The sequence below is a fragment of the Candidatus Enterococcus murrayae genome, assembly GCF_017315985.1.
Taxonomy (GTDB): domain Bacteria; phylum Bacillota; class Bacilli; order Lactobacillales; family Enterococcaceae; genus Enterococcus_A; species Enterococcus_A murrayae.
Map to the genome: position 1 here is coordinate 1 of NZ_JAFLVR010000019.1, position 21,055 is coordinate 21,055.

A 21,055-nucleotide genomic window follows, 5' to 3' on the forward strand; every position below is an offset into this window, starting at 1 on the left:
TTATGAATACGTCAAAACATTTGCCCTGATAATCTTATGTATTTAATTTTTTGAAAGAAGATTGCTGCTAAAAAATTAAAAACCGCCCTTTTGTATTATTTGCTTGTTAGAAAAGCCCAATTTTTTAACTATTTTTCTTTATATCTATATGATAACCAATCTTATTTTTAAACGCTTTTTCGTTAATTTTTTATTTGTAGTTATTGTAAACACTTTAAAACCTGTTAAATAATAAGTTTTTAATATCCTTGAGTTATTTAAATCTTTTTCTTTATAAGACATTAAGTTTATAAATACTCAAATTGCAGAAACTAATTAAAAGATTTGAATTAAAAATTTTAAATCCCTTCAAAAAAAAAGAGTTTAAAAGCTTTTTATCAGCTTTTAAACTCCTATAAACAGTATTTTTAGTATTCTGACAAAACTTTACTTTTTTCCTCTATTAAGATATAGAGAAAAACTTGTCAGCAGAAATCCACTAGCAACCAACAGGATCGCTGTTAAATAAAAGAGGCGAATCCCATTTCCTCCTGTACTGGGCAGTACTCCCGCTTTGACCTTTGTATTCGACACTTTCAAGTCAATACGGTTGCTCTCTTCAGTAATTGCACTTGTTCCAACAACATCTTTATGCGGTAAAATCGTCACTTTGCCATCGAGCGCTATTTCAAAGAGGATCGGCTCTTCAAGGCGTTGATAGCCTTCTGGATTTTCAACTTCTGTCAAAGTATAGCTTCCTGGGCGCAGCTTCGTAAAAGTAAATACAGGTCCCGCCTGCTTTGTTTCTTCATAATTCGGTCCAGTTAATTTAAAACTCGCGCCCTCCAGCGGATTTTTCAACGAATCGACTTTTTCCACTTGCAGCGAGAAATCCTTTAACGTATTCATGGCAATGTACGGTTCGATACTGTCATTCACCTTGAATACAAGACCGGTTGCAGACGCATCTTCCGTGACATGAAGCTCAAAATTCGTCATTTTTTGAAACCCAGCTGGTACGTAGACTTCTTCCACAATATAGACACCGATCGGTACATCATTGAGCAGAACTTTTCCTTCACTATTTGGCGTCACCTCCTGTACAAGGACTTTCCCATCGCTGCGCATAATAGTAAATTTAGGCAGATCAACAGTTAGCGGCGTCTTTCCATCTTCCATATATTTACTAAACGAATAGCTCCCTCGAAGCAGCTCATTTGTAATCTCAATTCCCTCTGCGGCGATCGTCTCAGAGGTGAAGCTGTCTTGATTGATGGTTGGCGCCTTGTACCCTTTTGTTCGCACATCCTCAACTACTCGGTAGGTATTCTCTTCGCTGCCTTTGACAGCCGAGAACTTTGCTTGCCAATTATTGCTTGTACTCAACTCTCTTGCTTCAATGGCCTGCCAAGCTTTGCCGTCCCACTTCTGTAAAGTTACTGTGACCTTTTCCGGTCTCAAGTTCCAATAATCAGCTGTCCCTTGCTCATCATCCACCCAAATTTTTTTCACAGGTATGACAAAATCAGTCTTTTGCAGTCTCACTGAAGGACTGCCAAACTCGATCACATCTGTCGTTCGTTCCGGCGTTGGTTTTAACGTTGTAGTCTTATTCGTTTGATACCATTGATTCGATACGATTTCATTCGTTTTTAAACTTACCGTATATTCTATTTCAATTTCCTGATTGGCAGTCAAATTCACATTTTCTACTTTTATTTGTCTATCGGTGGTAGAAAGGATCGGCAGATCGGCGGCTTCGATCTTTGGAGCGCCGTTATCAACTTGGGTAATGATTGGCTTTTTGTCATCAGACGTCACAAAATCGACCCTATCTCCTAATGGATCGGTGATCTCCCCCATATCAACCGTACGAATAATTCTCTGATACCAGGCTTTAACATATTCCGTCAGTTCGGAAGAATTCTCAGCATGATAGAAAAAGTAGTCCGACTGCTGGTCATTCGTTTCGCTGACATTGGCCTTCTTTGTTGCCATCTTATACAAACCACGAAGCAGCTCTTGGCTAGAATGATCTTTTCCAGAGGAAGTGATTTTTACTGCCAAACTGTGAATCTCGATTCCGTCATTTTTCAATTGATAAGCCGTCGAGTTTGTCGTAGTCAAATGGCTGGTGATTTTTTGTCCGTCTATCATTAAAGGACTGGTAAACAAACTTTTATTTCCCTCTGCCCCTAAGGATAGGCCAGAGGAATAGGCTGGTTTTATTCCCTTCGCAAAGCTAGTGACCAAAGTCGGATCATAAAAGATTGAATCGTTTTTTTCCGCGGTTAAGGGCATCCAGCTTGAAGTCGGTGCACCATCGGTCAAAATAAACAATAGCTTGTGCCGTTCATTCCCAGTGTCTGTTTCTGGATCATTAAAAATATCCTGTGCCTCTTGCAGCCCTCTTTGGGTAAACGTCCCTCCGGCAGCGGTCAATTCTTTATACGAGGTTTCGATTTTCCGCCAATCAGCCGGATCGCTTGATAATGGATGATGCGTTTTCTCTCTGGTCCACCCCCAGGTCTCCTCAATGGCTTTATCGTAGCTGGCAAAGATATGTCCGCCAATCCGAATACCGCCAGTACTGGGATCGGCTACTTTTTCTAATTCATCAAGAATCTTCCCTAGCGCCTTTACACTATCCGCTTTTTTAGTCGAGCCGCCAGAGGACATCGAACCGGTATTATCCAGCAAAAAGAGGATATCGACACCGGGCTTATAGGTTGTATTGCCTCGAACATTCAGCTTGATCTTAAATTCATCCTCCTTCGCCGTTTGCTGTGCATACTTCCGCAGCTGAATGTTAGCGTTAGCGGAATCCTCGCCATATTTGACATATGAGTGTTCATGACTATCCGCTGCTACATCCCAGCGCACTACATTATCCCAATCGGTTTGATTTTCATCGCCTCCTTGGTGATTCAGCACATTGGTTTGTCCTTCTGGCTGCCAAGCAAACTCCGGGTAAGTCCCTTTACTATCTGTTTTGTATTGCGGAGCCTTGTTCACATAAAGAGGCTCGTACATTGAACGCGTCTTGTTAACTGATAATCCAGTCTGCTCAGTCTCCAGCTGTTTTGGCCCAACAATTGCTTCTTTTAAGAGACTGTTATGATCTTTTGTCTGTGTATGATCAGAAGCCATTGTTTCCTGTTCATCAGCTCCTGCTGCCAAAATATAGGGCTCCGTACGCTCTAAAATGTTCTCTTCGATGGTTGCTTCTTCCGTGTCCGCTGCAGCCCATCGATCCATTTGAACATATACGTACAGCTTGCCAACAGCATACGTCACATGAAACAGCAGTTGGCCAGCCCGCCCAGCCGAAAAATTCTCTTCAATCAGCCAGCCCTCTTTCTCGACCATAAAGGCCGCTTCAGAGCAGTCGACAGCCTCTCCCTTCTCATCAGTCACTCTGATTTTTAATCGTTGCCGCACCTCCTTACTTTTATGCTCAAAATCCAAACGCAGTTGATCTGTTTCTTCCTTATATATATAGGAAAGCTTTAACTCTTTTTCTTCTATTAATTGAATCCCTTTATCCTCTGCCTGAACTACTGTAACCGTTGCAGCAAACTCAGCCGCAATCGAAAAAAGGACAAACACAAATAACCATAAACCAGCATTTTTCATTCTCTATCTCCCTAACCCACTTTTTTGCTCTATTAGAATAGCAGAAATCCAATTTTTAAACTTTTTATTAAAAAAATTGGGTAAGTTATTAAAAGTCAGAAATGAACCGTTACTACAACAAAAAATCGCTCCATAGCTGTTTTTTTGCATTTTTTCTTATTTATTGTTAAAGAAAAGGGTATTCAAAAACGTTAAAAGAAATAAACGTTTAGAATAATTCGTTCCTGATAACAAAAAAAGGAGAGCACATCAGCCAAATAGTTACTGCCGCACCCTCTCTTTCTATTAAGTACCTCAACAAAAAAAAGCTGAAACCTGCAGATAAACAAGTTTCAGCTCTAAATTAATTACTTAAATCTTCACCATTTGTTTCGATAACTTTTTTGTACCAATCAAATGATTTTTTCTTGCTGCGCTTCAAGCTTCCGTTACCTTCGTTATCACGATCCACATAAATGAAGCCATAACGTTTTTTCATTTCACCTGTTCCAGCAGATACAAGGTCGATACAGCCCCAAGTCGTGTATCCCAATAAGTCAACGCCGTCTTGATCAACCGCATCTCTCATCGCTTGGATATGCTGAGCTAAATAATCGATTCGGTAATCATCTTCCACATAGCCGTTTTCATCAGGAGTATCAATTGCACCCAAACCATTTTCTACAATAAACAATGGTTTTTGGTATCGGTCATATAAATCGTTCATCGTGATACGCAATCCTAGCGGGTCAATTTGCCAACCCCACTCACTTGAATCTAAATAAGGGTTCTTCACAGAGGCAAAGATATTTCCTGCTGTTTGCTCCAACAGCTCAGGATCAGTTGTTGCTACACGAGAAGAGTAATAAGAGAATGAGATAAAGTCGACTGTGTGAGCTTTCAACAGCTCTGCATCGCCTTCTTCCATCTTCACTTCGATCCCTTTGCGTTCCATTTCCTTCAAAGCATATGCTGGGTATTCTCCGCGAGATTGTACATCGATGAAGAAGTAGTTTTCACGCTCTTCTTTCCGACCTTCCCAAACATCCTCTGGTTTTGGTGTATATGGATAATAAGAACCTGCCGCTAACATACAGCCGACTTGATTTTCTGGATCCACTTCATGAGCGATTCTCGTTGCAATCGCAGAGGCCACTAGTTCATGATGCGCCGCTTGATATTTGACCTGCTCTTCATTTTCGCCTTCCTCAAAGTAAAGACCTGCCCCCATGAATGGTGCGTGAAGAATCATATTGATTTCATTAAAGGTCAACCAATATTTCACTAATCCTTTATAACGATTGAAGATTGCGTTACATAGATTTTCGTAAAAACCGACTAATTCACGGCTGCGCCACGCACCATATTTTTCAACTAAGTGCATTGGGCAGTCAAAGTGAGTGATTGTCACTAAAGGTTCAATACCGTATTTTTTACATTCTTTGAAAATATCCTCGTAGAATTTCAAGCCTTCTTCATTCGGTTCTTTTTCGTCACCTTTCGGGAAGATACGGCTCCATGCTAATGACAGTCGATATGTTTTAAAGCCCATTTCGGCAAATAACGCGATATCTTCTTTCCAATGATGATACATATCGATTGCTTCTTTTGCAGGATAAAAATGTTCATCGTCAAAATTAAACATTTTCTTTTTACCTGCGATAACTGCAAAGCGATCTTCTCCCACTGGAGCCAGGTCTACGTTTGCTAGTCCGCGTCCGCCTTCTTTATAACCGCCTTCACATTGATTGGCAGCCGTTGCGCCGCCCCATAAGAAGTCTTTTCTAAATCCCATTTATCCATTCCTGCTTTCTATACTTTTTCTAAATCTAATTCACGCGCCACTTCATCTTGTACTTCGATCCCTTCTTTTTCTAGACGTTCGATCGTTTCTTTGAAGTTTGGCAAGAAATCTTTATGTGCGATAAATAATTCATCCATGATGCGTTGGGCTGTTTTACCAGAACGAACCATTGGATTAATGGTAAATGCTTGCAGCGCTGTATTGTAATCCCCTGTAACAGCTGCTTCGATGGTTAATAATTCCATTGCTTTCATGACTTGCAGCCAGCCGCGTTCTGCTGTTGGCAATTCACCAAAGGCCACATTGCGAGCACCTTGACCACCGATGTAAGCAGAGACCTCAACAACACAATCAGCTGGGAGATCTGGTACTGCACCATCATTTTTCGTTGAAACAACCAATTGCGTGTTTTTATTCGCATAAATTGAAGCGATCGATTCACACGCCGCGTCAGAGTAATAAGCACCGCCGCGTTGTTCCAGCTGCTCTGGTTTGTAATCTAAGTTAGGATCTTTGTACAATTCAAACAATTCTGTTTCTGTTTGCTTCACTTGCTGAGCACGCGTGCCAATTGTCTTGTACTCTTCTAACGCATGAGCCAGAGTTTCTTCTTCTTGGTAATAATAGTGATGATAGCCGCAAGGGATCATTTTCATTTGTTCCAAAATTTCTCTTGGGAATGGGATGTCATGGATATTTTTCGGCATCCCTGTCTCATCACCTTCATACATTTTCTTAACGATATCCATCGTAACATCTTTTCCATGATTATCGGCTACTTTGTGCCAGTGGAAGTGATTCAAGCCAGCAAATTTGTAGATCAATTCATCTGCTTTCTTGCCAATCATTTCAGGCTCTATCATTGTCGCCATCACTGGAACATTACATAAGCCAATCACTTTATCCCATTTACCATAACGGACAACTGCTTCAGTCACCATGCCGCTTGGGTTAGCGAAGTTGATCAGCCAAGCATCCGGACATAGACGCTTCATATCCTCAACGATTGCTAAAATAATCGGAACCGTACGGAAAGCCTTGAACATTCCGCCAGCGCCATTCGTTTCTTGTCCAAGCATGCCATAATAAGCTGGAATGCGCTCATCTTTGATTCGTGCTTCTAACAAGCCTACACGGAACTGAGTCGTAACAAAATCAGCATCTTTCAGTGCTTCTTCACGGTCTAAAGTCATATAAACTTTTACATCATAAGGGGAAGCATCCCACATCCGCTGAGCCATCGCTCCAACGATTTCTAATTTCTCACGACCTGCTTCAATATCGACTAACCATATCTCGCGAATTGGCAGCTCATCATAACGTTTGATGAACCCTTCCATTAATTCCGGTGTGTAGCTGCTTCCGCCACCAATTGTAGCGATTTTTACTCCTGCTGACATTCGATCGACTCCTTCTGATTTATTTACATTCTAATTATCTTTCACGTAAAAACTTTATTCAATCTATTTACAAGTCATTCCATCATCATTTACAAAACAAGCGCTGAAAACGATTTATTTTGTAAATATCAGTGGATTTTTTTTGTGAAATCTCTAAAACAAGCACATAACCATTCACAAATAATCTATAATAAATGTAAATAAAAGGAGGGCTCGTCATGTTACTATCAGAAAAAATGAAACAAACAGCTTTTTCTAGCGCGGAAAGCTCCTTAGTAGCATTCATTTTGGACAAGGGAACCGCCATCGAACCCATGACGATCAAAGAAATCGCCGAAGCCAACTTCGTGCATCCTTCTACTTTGATCCGAGTAGCCAAAAAATTAGGCTATAAGGGCTGGCTTGAGCTGCGTACCGAATTTCTTGCCGAACAAACTTATCTGCAAACCTACTTTGAGGATGTTGATGCCAACTTTCCTTTCCAAAGTAATGACGGCTTGATGACCATTGCCAATAAAATGGCTTCATTAGAACGGTCCACAATTGAAGACACATTGAGTTTACTCAATCATGATGATCTGCAAAAAGCCAAACAGCTTCTATTGAATGCAAAGCAAATCAAAATCTTTGGCAGCAATGCCAATTTACTCATTTCTCAAGACTTTGCGTTGAAAATGCGCCGCATTCGAAAAAATGTCGTCACTAGCCAAACGATGGGGGAAGATGCTTATGAAGCCTTCAACAGTCATGAAGATACCTGCGCCATTTTAATCTCTTATACAGGCGAAAATGGTTTTATCATGCAGCTGGCGAAAATCCTGCAAAAGCAAAATATTCCCATCATCGCCCTCACTAGTATTGGCGAAAACTCGCTTGCTTCTGTCAGCCAAGCAGTCTTGCGGATGACCACACGCGAACGCTTATACTCAAAGATCGGCAACTTCACGATCAACTCCTCCATCTGCTACTTGCTGGATGTTTTGTACAGCTGTGTTTTTGCAGAGGATTATCAAAAAAATCTAAATCACTTAATCGCGATCAGCGAATTAGTCGATAAACGAAAAACTAGTTCCGCCATCATGGCTGAATCACCAGAGTCAATGATTCACTTTACTGAATCCTTTCGACCAAATTAAAGTTCGGGACAAATGCCCCGAACTTTTTTTGCGAAATTAAACTAATACGGTCAACAGTTCATCACTATTGCAAACATCTTCTTGCTTGTCTGCTTCAATAATATCTAGATAGTCTGCTGAATTTGTTACGATAATTGGTGTCTCCACACTGAAGCCGGCTTCTTCGATCGCTTTGATATCAAAGCTGACTAATTTATCGCCGCGTTTTACTTTTGCCCCTTGCTCCACATGTGCTTCAAAATATTTTCCATCTAATTGAACAGTATCCAAACCGATGTGGATCAATAATTCTAGCCCATTATCTGAAATCAAGCCAATCGCATGTTTTGTCGGGAACATTGTCATCACAGTTCCATCAAATGGTGCAACTACTTCGCCAACTGTCGGATGGATCACTACACCTTTACCTAATGCCCCTTGTGCAAAAGCTTGATCTTTTGCTGTTTCTAATGGCATCATACTGCCTTGAACAGGTGAAGTCACGATTTCTTTACGGACACCCATTTCGTTTTGAACTTCTGTTTTTTCTGTTACTTCATCGTCTTTCCAGAACAACATGGTCGCTACGAAACTGAAGACCATCGCTACACCGACTGCGATAAACTGAGTCACCATGCTGCTAATGTCATTTGAAGCTGTATCGATATGGTTGACAAAACCAAAGGCACCTAGACCACCCATAATGAAGCTTTTAGCCCCAAATAGACCAGTGATTAATCCACCAATTGCCGCACCGATCATTGAAATCAAGAAAGGTTTTTTCTTAGGTAAAGTCAAGCCGTAGATTGCTGGTTCTGTTACTCCGAATATTCCGGAGATAACAGCAGGGATACATAGCTCTTTTAATTTTTTGTCTTTTAGTTTGAAGAACATTGCGAAAACAACCGCTGTTTGAGCAAAGCTTGCTGCAAATGAAGCAGCTAAAATCGTATCAAAGCCTAATGTTGACAGATTGATCATTGCCAATGGAATCAAGCTCCAGTGCAAACCGAAAATAACCAACGCTTGCCAGAAGAATCCAACTACAACACTCATTAATACTGGAGAGAATTCATATAATGCTGTGAATCCGCTGCCTAGAATATTGGTCAAGAAAGTGATTACCGGACCAATGATCAAGAAACCAAAGAATACTGAAATCAAAATGGTAAACAATGGAACCAAGAATGTTTGAACCAACTCAGGAATGACTTTCTTCGCCAATTTCTGAACGTGACTTGCAAACCAGACAACTAAGATGATCGGTACTACACTACTCGTATAGTTGTTTGCAATAATCGGTAAGCCAAAGACTTTGATAAACACTGGGCTTTCCAAGATCGTATTAGCAAACAATGTCATGATCGGCTTGCCCGCGCCTAAAGCAGAAGCTTGGATCGTTGGATATACCAAAGCCGCACCAATTGCGATACCTGTAAATTCACTTACTTTAAACTTGCGAGCTGCTGTTAATCCAATAACGATTGGCATGAAATAGAAGATACAATCGCCGGCTGCAGTTAGAAATAAATCCGTTCCGCTTCCCGCCTCATACAATTTGAAATATAGGAATAACGCATTAAACCCTTTTAGCATTCCGCAGGCAGCCAAGGCACCCAAGAATGGTTGGAAACAGCTGGAAATGACATCGATCAAGCGATTGAAGATATTGCCTTTTTCTCCTTCATCCTCTTCACTCGCTTCACCAGTAATTCCCGCAACTTCTAAAACATCCGCATAGACTAAAGGAACATGATTGCCAATAACTACTTGGAATTGGCCGCCGCTTTTCATGACAGTTACGACACCGTCCATATTTTTCAGTGCTTCTTCATTGGCTTTGCCTTCATCTTTCAATTTAAATCGTAAACGTGTAATACAATGCGTTAAGCTTCTAATATTATCCTTGCCGCCTACATTTGCGACAATTTTTTCTGCTAAATCATGATATTTACCCACTGTTTTTCCTCCTAAATAACTAGTCTTTTGTAATGTATGCCCTTCCACTAAACAACGACCCGGGATAACTGTGAAAAGTGGGTTGGGGTAATTTTTATTGATTGACCTTTTGTACTAATCGTGCGATATGAATCGTTAAATATAATTTCTCATCATTTGACATTTCGTAATGATATTTCTTACTAATAAAATCGGCAATTCTTTCCACACATTGATAAGCATTCTGATATTTCTTTTGAATAATCAAGAGAAGTTCATCATCCGTTTCATCTGTCAGCTGCCGCCGATTCATGATACGTGAAGCAAAGAAACGTAAATGCGTAGTGAAACGATAGAAATAGACAGATTCTTCGTCGAGCTGAACTTTAAAATAATAGCTGGTAATTTGAATGATTTCCTGCATCAATTCTGCCATCATATAGGCATCTTCATTATCACTTTCTGTTTGAGCATTTACTAAATGCAAAGCAATGTTTCCTGCCTCATCTTCACCTAGATCAATTTTGAACTCTTCCTTGATTTTCTTTACAGCACTTACACCCACTGAAAATTCATCGGGGAATAATCGTTTGACATCCCACAACAATAAATTTCGAACGCGAACACCTTCTTTGACACGCTGGATTGCTGCATATAGGTGGTCAGTAATCGAGATATAGAGTGAGTCATTTAACGGATTTTTTAATGTAACCTTCGCTTCATCAATAATGTCATTGGCGATTTCTACATAGCTGATTGGAACATCTACTAACAACTCTTGAAACTTATGGAATAAATCACTGTTCGCAAGGTGATAGGTTTTGTCGATCGCCTCTTCGGCTATCTCGTCCCCTATTTTTTTCTGGAAGGCTAGACCACGCCCCATCGCGACAATCTCGTTATTTTTTTGATCAGTCGTGATGACTACATTGTTATTCAAAATCTTCTGAATCTGCATTCAATGCTCCTCCGTTCTGCGACATTCGCTACTAAAAATCATATCCACTGACTTTGTTCACTTAAAATGATAGATACCTTTGTAATCATTGTCAAATACAACTTTGTTCTTTTTTATTAAACACCTCCTATTTTAGAGCAACAAAAAAACCCAATGAGGGCACGACAAATAAATCGTACACTTCATCAGGTTTAGCTTGTATTTAAACAATCACTATCCATCACTTGGTCTATTTAATTCAACGTTAGCTTAACAAATACAGAAAGCGCTGTCAACAAGTTTTACAAAAAAACTTTTTATTCTCGTGGAATTTGTGAATACGATTGCTCTGCTTATTGGTGATAAATAATCCGCTTTTTTCGCTTCAAATCAACGATTCTGCCAAAATTTTCTCTTAGACAGTTTCTCTGAAAATCTTTTTTTGTAAATAGCTGCTGCTTTGTTGTGAATCTTCTCTATTAATAGAAAGTTCGGAGGAGTGACTCTATCCACAAACAGATTAATTGAATTATTGCCAGTTATCCTTTAGGGTAAAAATGTACACAAAAGAAAGGAAGGAATTTCAATGACCAAGAAAATTGCAGCAATTGTCACCGATTTAGTAGAGGATGTTGAACTCTCCTCTCCAAAAGAAGCATTAGAAAAAGACGGCAACGAAGTAACGATTATCAGCTTCGAAGCAAATCAAACTATTACAGGAAAACAAGGAACCGAATTCAAAAGCGATAAAGGGATTGACGAGGTAAAACCTGAAGACTTCGATGCGTTACTAATTCCTGGCGGTTTTTCCCCCGATCAGCTGCGCAGCGACTCACGATTCGTCGCATTCGTAACCTATTTCCTAGATAAGAATGAACCATTATTTGCTATTTGTCATGGCCCTCAATTGTTTATTCAAACAGGACTTACCAAGGGCCGTACAATGACTGCTTATACAACCGTACGCCCAGATGTTGGGTACGCTGGCGCAATCGTCAAAGATGAACCTGTTGTGGTGGATAACAAACTTGTTACCAGCCGTACACCAGATGTTCTTCCTGATTTTAATGCAAAAATCGTCGAAATATTGCATGCGTAATCACTACAAAAGGACTAGAAAAATTCTAGTCCTTTTTTGATTTCAGCTTATTTTGCATAACCTACAGCAACACAATTCAACCCATTGAAGCCCACAAAAGCATTGATAATCGTCCCATCCTGCGGGAAATAACCATCTTTTTCCTTGTTCTTATTGTAATCTTTGATCGAAAAAACCACGATTTGTTTAAATTTCATCAAGCAGCCCCCTTTCATTCACAAATCTAATCCCATTCAACCATTTCTGGTTTTAAAAACAGTACGGATAGTTACTATCCATTCTAGCAAATACAAAATAAGCTTGTAAACGCCTTCTACGAATTTGGTCCAGAAATGAACGATAGCCCGCTCAATCATGAGCAGGCTATCTAACTAATCAATATTTATTATTCTAAAGTTGAGGGTGTTGACTATTACTAAAAATTAACTATTTCTCGTTTAAACGATATATTCCCAAATCCTTCTAATATATCCTTGTAACCCTATAGTTACGCCAGTTTGATTAAATTTCATCAAAATGAGTTAAAGTGTCGCATAAAAATATTTTTCGTATTTATCAACTATAGCACATTTTTCTGGTATTTGAAAATGGGACAGCTACCAGCGCGGCATTCTTTCTTATTATTTAATCATCTTATCGGTATAAAACTTGTCATTTGTTTGCCCCTGATTATCGGCACCTTCCTGCGGAGTGATCCATCATTAAGTGCCCTAAGGTATCGATAAATCCGAACCTAGAAGAACTTTTTTTGATCGATCAAAGTCACAGCGACTATTGACAAAGGGTTGGGAACCATATATATTTATATGACCGAATTATATTTTTGGTCATATAAAATCACACGGAGGAAACGATGCCAAAATTCACTGAACAAGAAAGACTACTTATTAGTAAGAGACTGCTTACTGCCGCAGAAAAACTCTTTTGTGAACACGGATTAAAAAGGGTGACTGTCGCAGAGATTGCCCAGTCTGCTTTAATCGCCAAGGGTTCCTTTTACGCTTTTTACCCTAGTAAAGAAGAATTGTATTTTGCCATATTGGTTAATTGCCAAAAAGATATGTGGAAACAAATGGACCGTTTTTTGGATGAACAACACTCTCTGCAGTCCAGAGGATTAGTAAAAGGAACGTTGTTTTTTATGTTTGACTTGATGAATCGCTATCCTTTGATTCAAAAAACAGACAGCGAAACAATGGCTGTATTGTTCCGAAAACTTCCGCCTGAAGTTGTTGAAAAGCACTCTGGAGAAGATGCTGAGGCATTGCAGCTTTTACTCAAGCATGGGGTACGCTTCACACGACCAATCGAAGTTGTTACTAAAACCTTCCAAGCACTCTATGGTGTAATCGTTCTGTTAGAGGAGGAAGATGAACTTTTACGCGGGCAAGTATTATCAGTCATGATAGACGGCTTAGTAAATGAATTAGTGGAGGAATGAAGATGATCACTGTTGAAAAGCTTTGTTATCGTTATCCAAAAAATAAGGCAAATACTTTGAATAATATCAGCTTTGAGGTTAAAAAGGGCGAAATTTTCGGCTTTTTAGGTCCTTCTGGTGCAGGCAAAAGTACCTTGCAAAAGATCTTGACTGGTACCCTTTCTGACTATCAGGGAAATGTCTCTGTTTTGGATTATTCGCTTAAACAGCTGTCAGACGGCTACTATAACAAGATAGGGGTCGATTTTGAGTTTCCAAATTTTTACAGCAAATTTACCGCGCTGGAAAATTTGAACTACTTCTCTTCTTTGTATACACAAAAATCTTTAGATCCTCTGCCGCTTTTACAACGAATGAATTTGCAGGAGGATGCTCAAAAGCCAGTTGCCCGCTTTTCTAAAGGAATGAAAACTCGATTGGGCTTTATTCGCTGCTTGCTGCACAATCCAGATCTGCTATTTCTAGACGAGCCAACTAGCGGATTAGATCCAGCAAACGCCCGAATACTCAAGGATATGGTCAAGGAATTGAAAAATGCCGGAAAGACCATTATTCTTACGACTCACAATATGCATGATGCAGAGGAGCTTTGTGATCGTGTTGCCTTCATTGTTGATGGTAAGATTCGCGCACTCGATACACCTGCCGCCTTTCGCCAATCGTCTCATGAAACCAATGTCATATATTCCTTTCTCAATCAAAAAAATGTAGAAGAGGAGCGTGTCGTCCCGGTGAACACTCTCTTTTCAGATGCCCATTTCCGTGCTATGTCAGAGGCTGAGAATGTCACCCGCATCCATTCCAACGAGCAAAGTTTGGAGGATATTTTTATTTCTATAACAGGAAGGCAATTGCTATGAGACTTTTGTATGTAATCAAAAACGATATGCATTATCAAATGCGGTATGGATTTTACGCTATTTATATTCTTCTAACCTTTTTCTACATTTTGATTCTTAATCAAATTACTGATCCTTTGATCAAAAGTTTGATCGGAACGTTGATTGTTCTTAGCGATCCGGCTGTTCTGGGGTATTTCTTTATTGGAGGCATTTGGCTGCTGGAAAAGGAAGAGAAGCTGCATAGCTACATGGCGATTTCTCCTTTGAAGCATTCTGATTATGTATTAGGAAAAATCCTCTCATTAGGTCTCGTTTCTACTTGTTCTTCAGTCATTATTATGGGAGTCACTATGCCTTGGGTTAACCTCTTCATTGCGGCTGGAATCATTTTTCTTTCCTCCTGCTTCTTTACCTTGTTAGGGTTAATTTTGGCGACCTTCGCAAAAACTGTTAACGGTTACTTAATGATCAGCGTGCCGCCAGCATTAATCCTTTTGACACCGGGAATCTTGTCAATAGTTGGAATAAGCTTTCCTTTTGCGGCCATTATTCCAGGAACGATAGTCTTTAACCTGATCAGAGATACGCTGACTAATAATCCTGAGCACGTGCTTTTGAATCTCATCGGATTATTTTTTTGGACCTGTCTTTTATTCATGGTGACTCTTCGTCGTATCGCCCATGAAATCAACCCTTTAGGAGGAAAAAGACATGCGTTCAACAATTAAAGTATTTTCGATTGGTTTTCAAGTGATCCTGCGGGATGCAATTATGCTGGTTTTGATCCCGGCGCCCTTTTTAGTTGGGGTTACTTTTCATTATTTACTGCCATTGCTGAATCGTTTTTTGATACAGCACTTCACATTTACTATTGAACGTTATTATGCCTTGAGTGATGGGTTGATGATGCTATTAGCACCTATTCTTTTGACTATGTCTAGTGCGTTTCTGCTTTTAGAGGAAAGTGATGAAGGAATCAGCAGCTATTTTCAGATTACGCCGGCTGGTCGTCACCATTATCTTATGGCGCGAATTGGCATTCCAGCACTATGGGGCTTTTTTTGCAGTATTGTTATAGGAAAAGTGTTTTATTTATCGATACTTTCTCTCTCAGTGATTGTCGCGTTTTCCTTTGTCGCTGCTTTGTTCGCCTGTGCTATCGCTATGCTGATTGTCGCATTCGCGAATAATCGTGTTGAGGGATTGGCACTTTCTAAACTGACTGGTATCACAATGATAGGCATTTTCGTTCCATGGTTTGTTTCTGACTCATGGCGCTGGATTGCCGGTATCCTGCCAACTTTTTGGTTAGGGGAACTCATTCGGGGGGCTTCACTGGGAACCAATTTATTTTTAGGAACAATAACAAGCCTAGTATGGATTGCCTGTTTTACAAAAAGATTCTTACAAAAAATTAATCATTAAAAAGGGACGAAACTCTCACGAGTTTCGTCCCTTTTCGCTAACTTTTATCCTACGATCGCGCCATTTGGCATGTCACCTGGTGCTTCTACGACTTTTAATGTGCCGTCAGGAGCTTCAGCAGAAAGGATCATTCCTTGGCTGATCTCACCGCGCATTTTACGTGGCTTCAGGTTGGCGACAATGATTAGTTTTTTACCAACTAAGCTTTCTGGGTCCGCATAGAATTCTGCGATTCCAGACAAGATTTGACGATCTTGTTTATCGCCTGCATCTAGACGGAACTGTAGCAGCTTGTCCGCGCCCTCAACTTTTTTGCATTCCATTACTTCAGCAACCTTTAATTCAACCTTATCAAAAACATCAAACTTGATTTCCTTATCCTTGACTGAAACTAACTCTGTTTCTTCCGGATCCCATTTGATTTTCTCTTCCTCTGGCTGACTGCCTTCAGACATTTTTGCTTTGATATAGGCTGCTTCCTCATCCATATCCAGACGTGGGAAGATCGGTTTGCCTTTTGGAGTCACTTTCGTATTTTCTGGAAACTCGCCAAAATGGATCGTTGCCAAATTCATCATGTCAGCATTCAAGCCTAATTGCTCAAAAATACGTTTTGGTGTTTGAGTCATGATCGGCTGCAACAGAATAGCTACGATTCGCAGACTCTCCGCTAAGTGAACCATTACGCTGTCTAATTCTGCTTTGCGTTCTTCGTCTTTCGCTAAGACCCAAGGTTCTGTCTCGTCGATGTATTTATTCGCGCGAGAAACTAACGTCCAAACTTCTGCCAAAGCATTGTTGAACTCCATTTTATCCATTGCTTCACGGTAGCGGCTGACTACATTTGCAGCTGTCGTAGATAACTCGCTGTCAAAATCGGTCACCAGTGATTTATAAGCCGGTACGACACCCTCACAATATTTATTGATCATGGCAACGGTACGGTTCAGTAGATTTCCTAAATCATTGGCTAGATCATAATTCACCCGAGAAACGAAATCTTCTGGTGTAAATACGCCGTCTGAACCAAACGGAATCGCTCTTAGTAGATAGTAGCGAACAGCATCCAAGCCATAACGTTCTACTAACATTTCAGGATACACGACATTTCCTTTTGATTTAGACATTTTTCCGTCCTTCATCATTAACCAGCCATGACCATAGATTTTTTTCGGTAATGGCACATCTAAAGCCATTAACATAATTGGCCAATAGATCGTATGGAATCGTACAATTTCTTTTCCGACCATTTGAACATCTGCTGGCCAGTATTTTTGGTATAGACTGTCGTCATCAGAACCATAACCTAAAGCTGTGATGTAATTAGATAAGGCATCGATCCATACATAAACCACGTGTTCAGGATTTGCATTGACTGGAATCCCCCATTTAAAGGTTGTCCGTGATACGGCTAAATCTTCCAGACCAGGTTTGATGAAGTTATTGATCATTTCATTTTTACGAGATTCTGGTTGGATGAACTCAGGATGCTCATCGTAGTATTCTAGTAACCGATCAGCATATTTACTCATACGGAAGAAATAAGATTCCTCACGAACCAGTTCAACTTCATGACCGCTTGGGGCTTTCCCGCCGATTACGTTGCCTTCTTCATCGCGATAAACTTCTTCCAACTGCGTTTCTGTGAAGTATTCTTCATCCGATACTGAATACCAGCCTTCATATTCCCCTAAATAAATATCACCTTGTTCCAACAACTGATCAAAGATTTTTTTGACTGCTGTTTGATGATACTCATCCGTCGTCCGAATAAATTTATCGTAGCTGATGTCCAATGTCTTCCATAGTTTCTTAATGTCCGCAGCCATTTTATCCACATATTCCTGCGGATTCACGCCAAGTTCATCGGCTTTTGTTTCAATTTTTTGTCCGTGCTCATCGACCCCAGTCAAATAAAACACATCAAAGCCCATCATGCGTTTGTAGCGAGCAATCGCATCACAGGCAATCGTTGTATAAGAATTCCCAATGTGCAGTTTGCCGCTTGGATAATAAATTGGCGTTGTAATATAGAATGTTTCTTTCTCTGCCATGAGGCTCCTCCTTTAAAAATAGATTCCTACGTAGTATACCATAAAAGCCAATAGCTTTTAAGAAATGGATTAAGCATATGGATAATTACTTTTTGCGATGATTTCCTTCACACCTGCTTTAATAAACAAACCCTACACTTTCGATAGTTTCTCTACTTCTATTTAAGAAAGCACTCCGCAGTAATCGATAACTATCCTGCAAAAAAGAGGCTCAAAAACGATTCTTCGTTTTTGAGCCTCTCTCCTAATGAATTACCGAAATGCTTCTACAAATAATTGAGTTCCATAAAGTTGCGAGCCGTAACAGTATCCCCCTATGCCGATATACTTGTAATTCGGAGCTACCATGTTCGCATAGTGGCCTGGACTATTTTTCCAGCCCTCAAACATTGCTTCGCCTGCTGCTTTCCCAGAAACTAAACTTCCTGGTCGACCATCATATGCAATATTTTCACCAGGATAGCCTACAATAGATAGTCCTTGCTCAGTTATTGCAGTAGAAATATCTCTGCCATCAGGACGGACATGTGCCATCCGTTTTTTCAGCTCGGTTGAACGGACATAAGCTGCAGCATTTAGTTTGGCATTTTCTTGAAGAGGACTTACTCCAAGCGATTTTCTTAAATCATTGACTTTTTGTACGATCGTCTGCTGCATAATAAGCAATTCTGATTCGGATAAATAGTTTCTAAATGGTTGGATATTAAAATTGTAGGAACGTTCTCCTCCACCAACAGCAGTTATTTCAGGCCAATACGTTGTGTAAAGCAAATCATACTCATCTGGACTCAATCCCAATTTATCAGACGAAGGGATAAATTTTTCACCTGTCTTAATATCAAAGGTAACTGATTTAACTATCTCCCCATTAACGACAGCATGCAATGTCATCCGATCAAATGCTAAGCTATTATAATTAAAAGTAATCGTTGTATCCTTATTCACCGTGACTGTCTGCGATGAACTACCCTTTAATTTATACCCAGCAAAGGCTTTCGAGTTAACAATATGCGTTTTCCCCTGCTCAACTTCTACTGCTGGTTCAGTCAGTAAGTTTTTTCCATCATTGCCTTTATGATTGACTGTAACCTTGTATTTAACAATATTTTTAGTATAGATAAACGTAATTGTGGTTGTGCCTTTTACCGTAACAATTTGATTGGTATTTCCTGACAAAGTATAGCCAGCAAACGTTTTTGAGTTTGCTCTATGCTCCTTATCGTATTCGACGGATACCGCTTTTTCTGTTTCTAGTGTCTTTCCATCACTACCTTTGTGTACAACCGTGACGGTATACTTGTTCGGATTATAAGTAAACGTAATCGTTGTCGCGCCTTTCACGGTTACTTTCTGGGTCGAATTACCTGAAAGTGTATAGCCAGTAAATGTTTTCGCCTTCGCCGTATATTCTTTGCCATATTCAGCAGACACTGCTTTTTCTGTCTCTAACGTTTTTCCATTACTCCCTTTATGGGCAACAGTGACATTATATTTGTTCAAATTATAATTAAACGTCAGAATCTGATCTGCATGCACAGCCGAAATTGTTTGAGCATCTTTTCCGTATAGTGTATAACCGGCAAATGTTTCTGCTTTTTCAGTATGAGCTTTGCCTTTTTCTACAAGTACCGTCGTTTTCTTTAATTCTTTTCCATCTGAACCGATGTGCTTGACTGTCACCGTATATTTCGTTACTGGCGCTGTGTTTTTCGTATACGTGAATGTAATTGTTTTATTTCCATCAACTGTGACGGTTTGCGAATCATTTCCCTTTAAGGTATAACCGCTAATAATTTTTCCTGTTGCCTTGTAGGTTTTTCCTTTTTCTACACTTGCTGTAAGGCCCTTTTCAATTTCTTTCCCAGCTGAATCCACATACTTCACTGTCACCGTATATTTAGTCACTGGCGTCACATTTTTCGTATAATTGAAGGTAATCGTCTTATTGCCATTAACTACAACGGTTTGCGAGCTGCTGCCTTTTATAGTATATCCGCTAAAGCTTTCTGCTTTTGCCGTGTGGGACTTTCCTTTCTCTACATTTACTGTAGCAGACTTCAGCAGTTTCCCATCTGAACCGACATGCTTCACTGTAACTGTATACTTAGTGACGGGGACTGCTTTTTTTATTCCATACCAGGCGATTCCTTCATTTTTCCAACCGACACGTAGCAGGTTCTGTTGTTCAGCATAATTTACCGTGTAATTATGAGAGCCCGCCTTTGCATTTGGATTGTATGCTCGATAAAGCGGGACGGCCTTTTTGGTATCTGAATACCAGCCGATCCCTTCATATTTCCAACCCACCTTCACTAAATGGTTCTTTTCACCGACATTCATTGTGTAATGATGGTCACCTGCATTCGGATTATACAAACGATAGACAGCGCTTCCATTTTCAGGTGAGGTCCAACCAATCCCTTCATATTTCCATCCGACTTTTACTAAATGATTCTTTTCACCAGACGCTGCGGTATAGAAATGTTCACCTGAATTAGGGTTATACAAACGATGCATATCCGCAGCGTTTGCCTCCTCACCAGAAGCAATCAACACAGAAAAACATAGAGACAATACCAATAAGACAACCAACTTCAGCCTTTTCATCATTACGCCTCTTTTCCTTTATTTTACAATATAATATTTATAATTCATTTTAATTGCATCCCATTTAAAAGTAAAGTTAATTAATTATATATTTCCATCTAAAAATTACGTTAAAACACTACAAAAACCGTTTTAAGTTTATTTAAACCATTATAAAATATCATTTAAGCTATTTATTTGTTGCTACCAAAATGATTGAAAATTGAATCGGACTCGTTTACTTCCCATCCCCTGTCCCTTTGTTCCTTCATACTTTAGAACAAATTAGCCATTTCAATTATTCAAATCCTTTAAAAAAATTAAAAAGGTTGATCAGTTTGAAGCGCTATCATTGTTATATAATAAAGAAACGAAGGTAAGAACCGAACGAAGAAAAGAATGGGTCAGTCAGGATCTGAAGGGGAGAAAAATGATGGCAAGCAAAAAAATATCACAAATCACGTTGTTCACAATGGGGAAGATCAATCTTGAGAAAAGAATCTCGCAGGCATATGCAGAATCATCTGATGCGGATGCGGTGATTCAATATATTGTGGCAGTGCTGATTCGGCAAAGCTTGTGTATCAGTGATTTTTCAGATTTCTGCAGGGAGTTAATTCGGGAGATTTTTCTTTATGCTGAGCCGACAGACGTGCTGCGGAAACTTTGCCCGTTGTTCCGCGATTCCTTTAAAGGCGGCAAAGAGTGGGAAGAAGTCACTCGTCGGCTGTATAAAAATAAGAACGAATACCACCGCTTCAACAATCGATTAAGTGAGTGTAAGAAATATTTATTTGTCCCAACGACCCCTGTGGAGGAA

At 39.8% G+C, this 21,055-nt stretch carries 14 protein-coding genes and 1 pseudogene; 7 read left to right on the top strand and 8 right to left on the bottom strand.

Translation table 11 applies throughout. The features are described 5' to 3' along the window. Nucleotides 1-426: 426 nt before the first annotated feature. The 3 genes from JZO85_RS08105 to JZO85_RS08115 all read right to left on the bottom strand — a co-directional run bounded on the left by JZO85_RS08105 (nucleotide 427) and on the right by JZO85_RS08115 (nucleotide 6,798). The gene (locus tag JZO85_RS08105) at nucleotides 427-3,615 is read right to left on the bottom strand and encodes a vWA domain-containing protein (RefSeq protein WP_207108005.1); all 3,189 of its coding nucleotides are present in this window, start codon (nucleotides 3,613-3,615) and stop codon (nucleotides 427-429) included. Nucleotides 3,616-3,958: 343 nt separating this feature from the next. Continuing rightward, nucleotides 3,959-5,389 (bottom strand): 6-phospho-beta-glucosidase, encoded by a 1,431-nt coding sequence (locus tag JZO85_RS08110; RefSeq protein WP_207108006.1) that lies wholly within the window; start codon nucleotides 5,387-5,389, stop codon nucleotides 3,959-3,961. A 17-nt stretch (nucleotides 5,390-5,406) separates the two neighbouring features. Beyond that, a complete protein-coding gene (locus JZO85_RS08115; RefSeq protein ID WP_207108007.1) occupies nucleotides 5,407-6,798 on the bottom strand; it encodes a 6-phospho-beta-glucosidase in 1,392 nt (463 codons plus the stop codon). A 218-nt stretch (nucleotides 6,799-7,016) separates the two neighbouring features. On the opposite strand from JZO85_RS08115, the gene JZO85_RS08120 reads away from it, so the two are divergent. Beyond that, nucleotides 7,017-7,934, top strand: coding sequence for a MurR/RpiR family transcriptional regulator (locus JZO85_RS08120; RefSeq protein WP_207108008.1), 918 nt, complete (start codon nucleotides 7,017-7,019; stop codon nucleotides 7,932-7,934). Between the two features lie 36 nt (nucleotides 7,935-7,970). Here JZO85_RS08120 and JZO85_RS08125 read toward each other — a convergent pair whose 3' ends face one another. Further along, the gene (locus tag JZO85_RS08125) at nucleotides 7,971-9,872 is read right to left on the bottom strand and encodes a beta-glucoside-specific PTS transporter subunit IIABC (protein WP_207108009.1); all 1,902 of its coding nucleotides are present in this window, start codon (nucleotides 9,870-9,872) and stop codon (nucleotides 7,971-7,973) included. A gap of 94 nt (nucleotides 9,873-9,966) precedes the next feature. Then, nucleotides 9,967-10,809: a BglG family transcription antiterminator LicT gene (gene licT / locus JZO85_RS08130; RefSeq protein WP_207108010.1), complete on the bottom strand. Its 843-nt coding sequence runs from the start codon at nucleotides 10,807-10,809 to the stop codon at nucleotides 9,967-9,969. A 565-nt stretch (nucleotides 10,810-11,374) separates the two neighbouring features. Here licT and JZO85_RS08135 point away from each other — a divergent pair. Next, entirely contained in the window at nucleotides 11,375-11,887 is a 513-nt protein-coding gene (locus JZO85_RS08135; protein WP_207108011.1) for a type 1 glutamine amidotransferase domain-containing protein, read from the top strand. A 47-nt stretch (nucleotides 11,888-11,934) separates the two neighbouring features. Here the strand turns inward: JZO85_RS08135 and JZO85_RS08140 are convergent, their stop codons facing one another. Next, on the bottom strand, nucleotides 11,935-12,084 hold the full coding sequence (locus tag JZO85_RS08140) for a hypothetical protein (protein ID WP_207108012.1): 150 nt from the start codon (nucleotides 12,082-12,084) through the stop codon (nucleotides 11,935-11,937). Between the two features lie 656 nt (nucleotides 12,085-12,740). Between JZO85_RS08140 and JZO85_RS08145 the strand changes: the two genes are divergently transcribed. Genes JZO85_RS08145 through JZO85_RS08160 form a run of 4 tightly spaced genes read left to right on the top strand, consistent with a single transcriptional unit; the run spans nucleotide 12,741 to nucleotide 15,595 of the window. Next, nucleotides 12,741-13,328, top strand: coding sequence for a TetR/AcrR family transcriptional regulator (locus tag JZO85_RS08145; protein WP_207108013.1), 588 nt, complete (start codon nucleotides 12,741-12,743; stop codon nucleotides 13,326-13,328). A gap of 2 nt (nucleotides 13,329-13,330) precedes the next feature. Continuing rightward, complete coding sequence (locus JZO85_RS08150) at nucleotides 13,331-14,188, top strand: ABC transporter ATP-binding protein (protein ID WP_207108014.1); 858 nt, start codon at nucleotides 13,331-13,333, stop codon at nucleotides 14,186-14,188. Then, the gene (locus JZO85_RS08155) at nucleotides 14,185-14,898 is read left to right on the top strand and encodes an ABC transporter permease (protein WP_207108015.1); all 714 of its coding nucleotides are present in this window, start codon (nucleotides 14,185-14,187) and stop codon (nucleotides 14,896-14,898) included. The genes JZO85_RS08150 and JZO85_RS08155 overlap by 4 nt, the downstream gene beginning before the upstream one ends. Further along, nucleotides 14,882-15,595: a hypothetical protein gene (locus tag JZO85_RS08160; protein WP_207108016.1), complete on the top strand. Its 714-nt coding sequence runs from the start codon at nucleotides 14,882-14,884 to the stop codon at nucleotides 15,593-15,595. Before JZO85_RS08155 ends, JZO85_RS08160 begins: the two co-directional genes overlap by 17 nt. A gap of 44 nt (nucleotides 15,596-15,639) precedes the next feature. Here the strand turns inward: JZO85_RS08160 and metG are convergent, their stop codons facing one another. Beyond that, entirely contained in the window at nucleotides 15,640-17,649 is a 2,010-nt protein-coding gene (metG, locus tag JZO85_RS08165) for a methionine--tRNA ligase (protein ID WP_207108017.1), read from the bottom strand. A gap of 252 nt (nucleotides 17,650-17,901) precedes the next feature. Further along, on the bottom strand, nucleotides 17,902-20,259 hold the full coding sequence (locus tag JZO85_RS08170) for a MucBP domain-containing protein (protein WP_207108018.1): 2,358 nt from the start codon (nucleotides 20,257-20,259) through the stop codon (nucleotides 17,902-17,904). A 409-nt stretch (nucleotides 20,260-20,668) separates the two neighbouring features. Here JZO85_RS08170 and JZO85_RS08175 point away from each other — a divergent pair. Continuing rightward, a pseudogene (locus JZO85_RS08175) lies at nucleotides 20,669-21,055 on the top strand (glycosyltransferase family 1 protein); the annotation flags it as partial.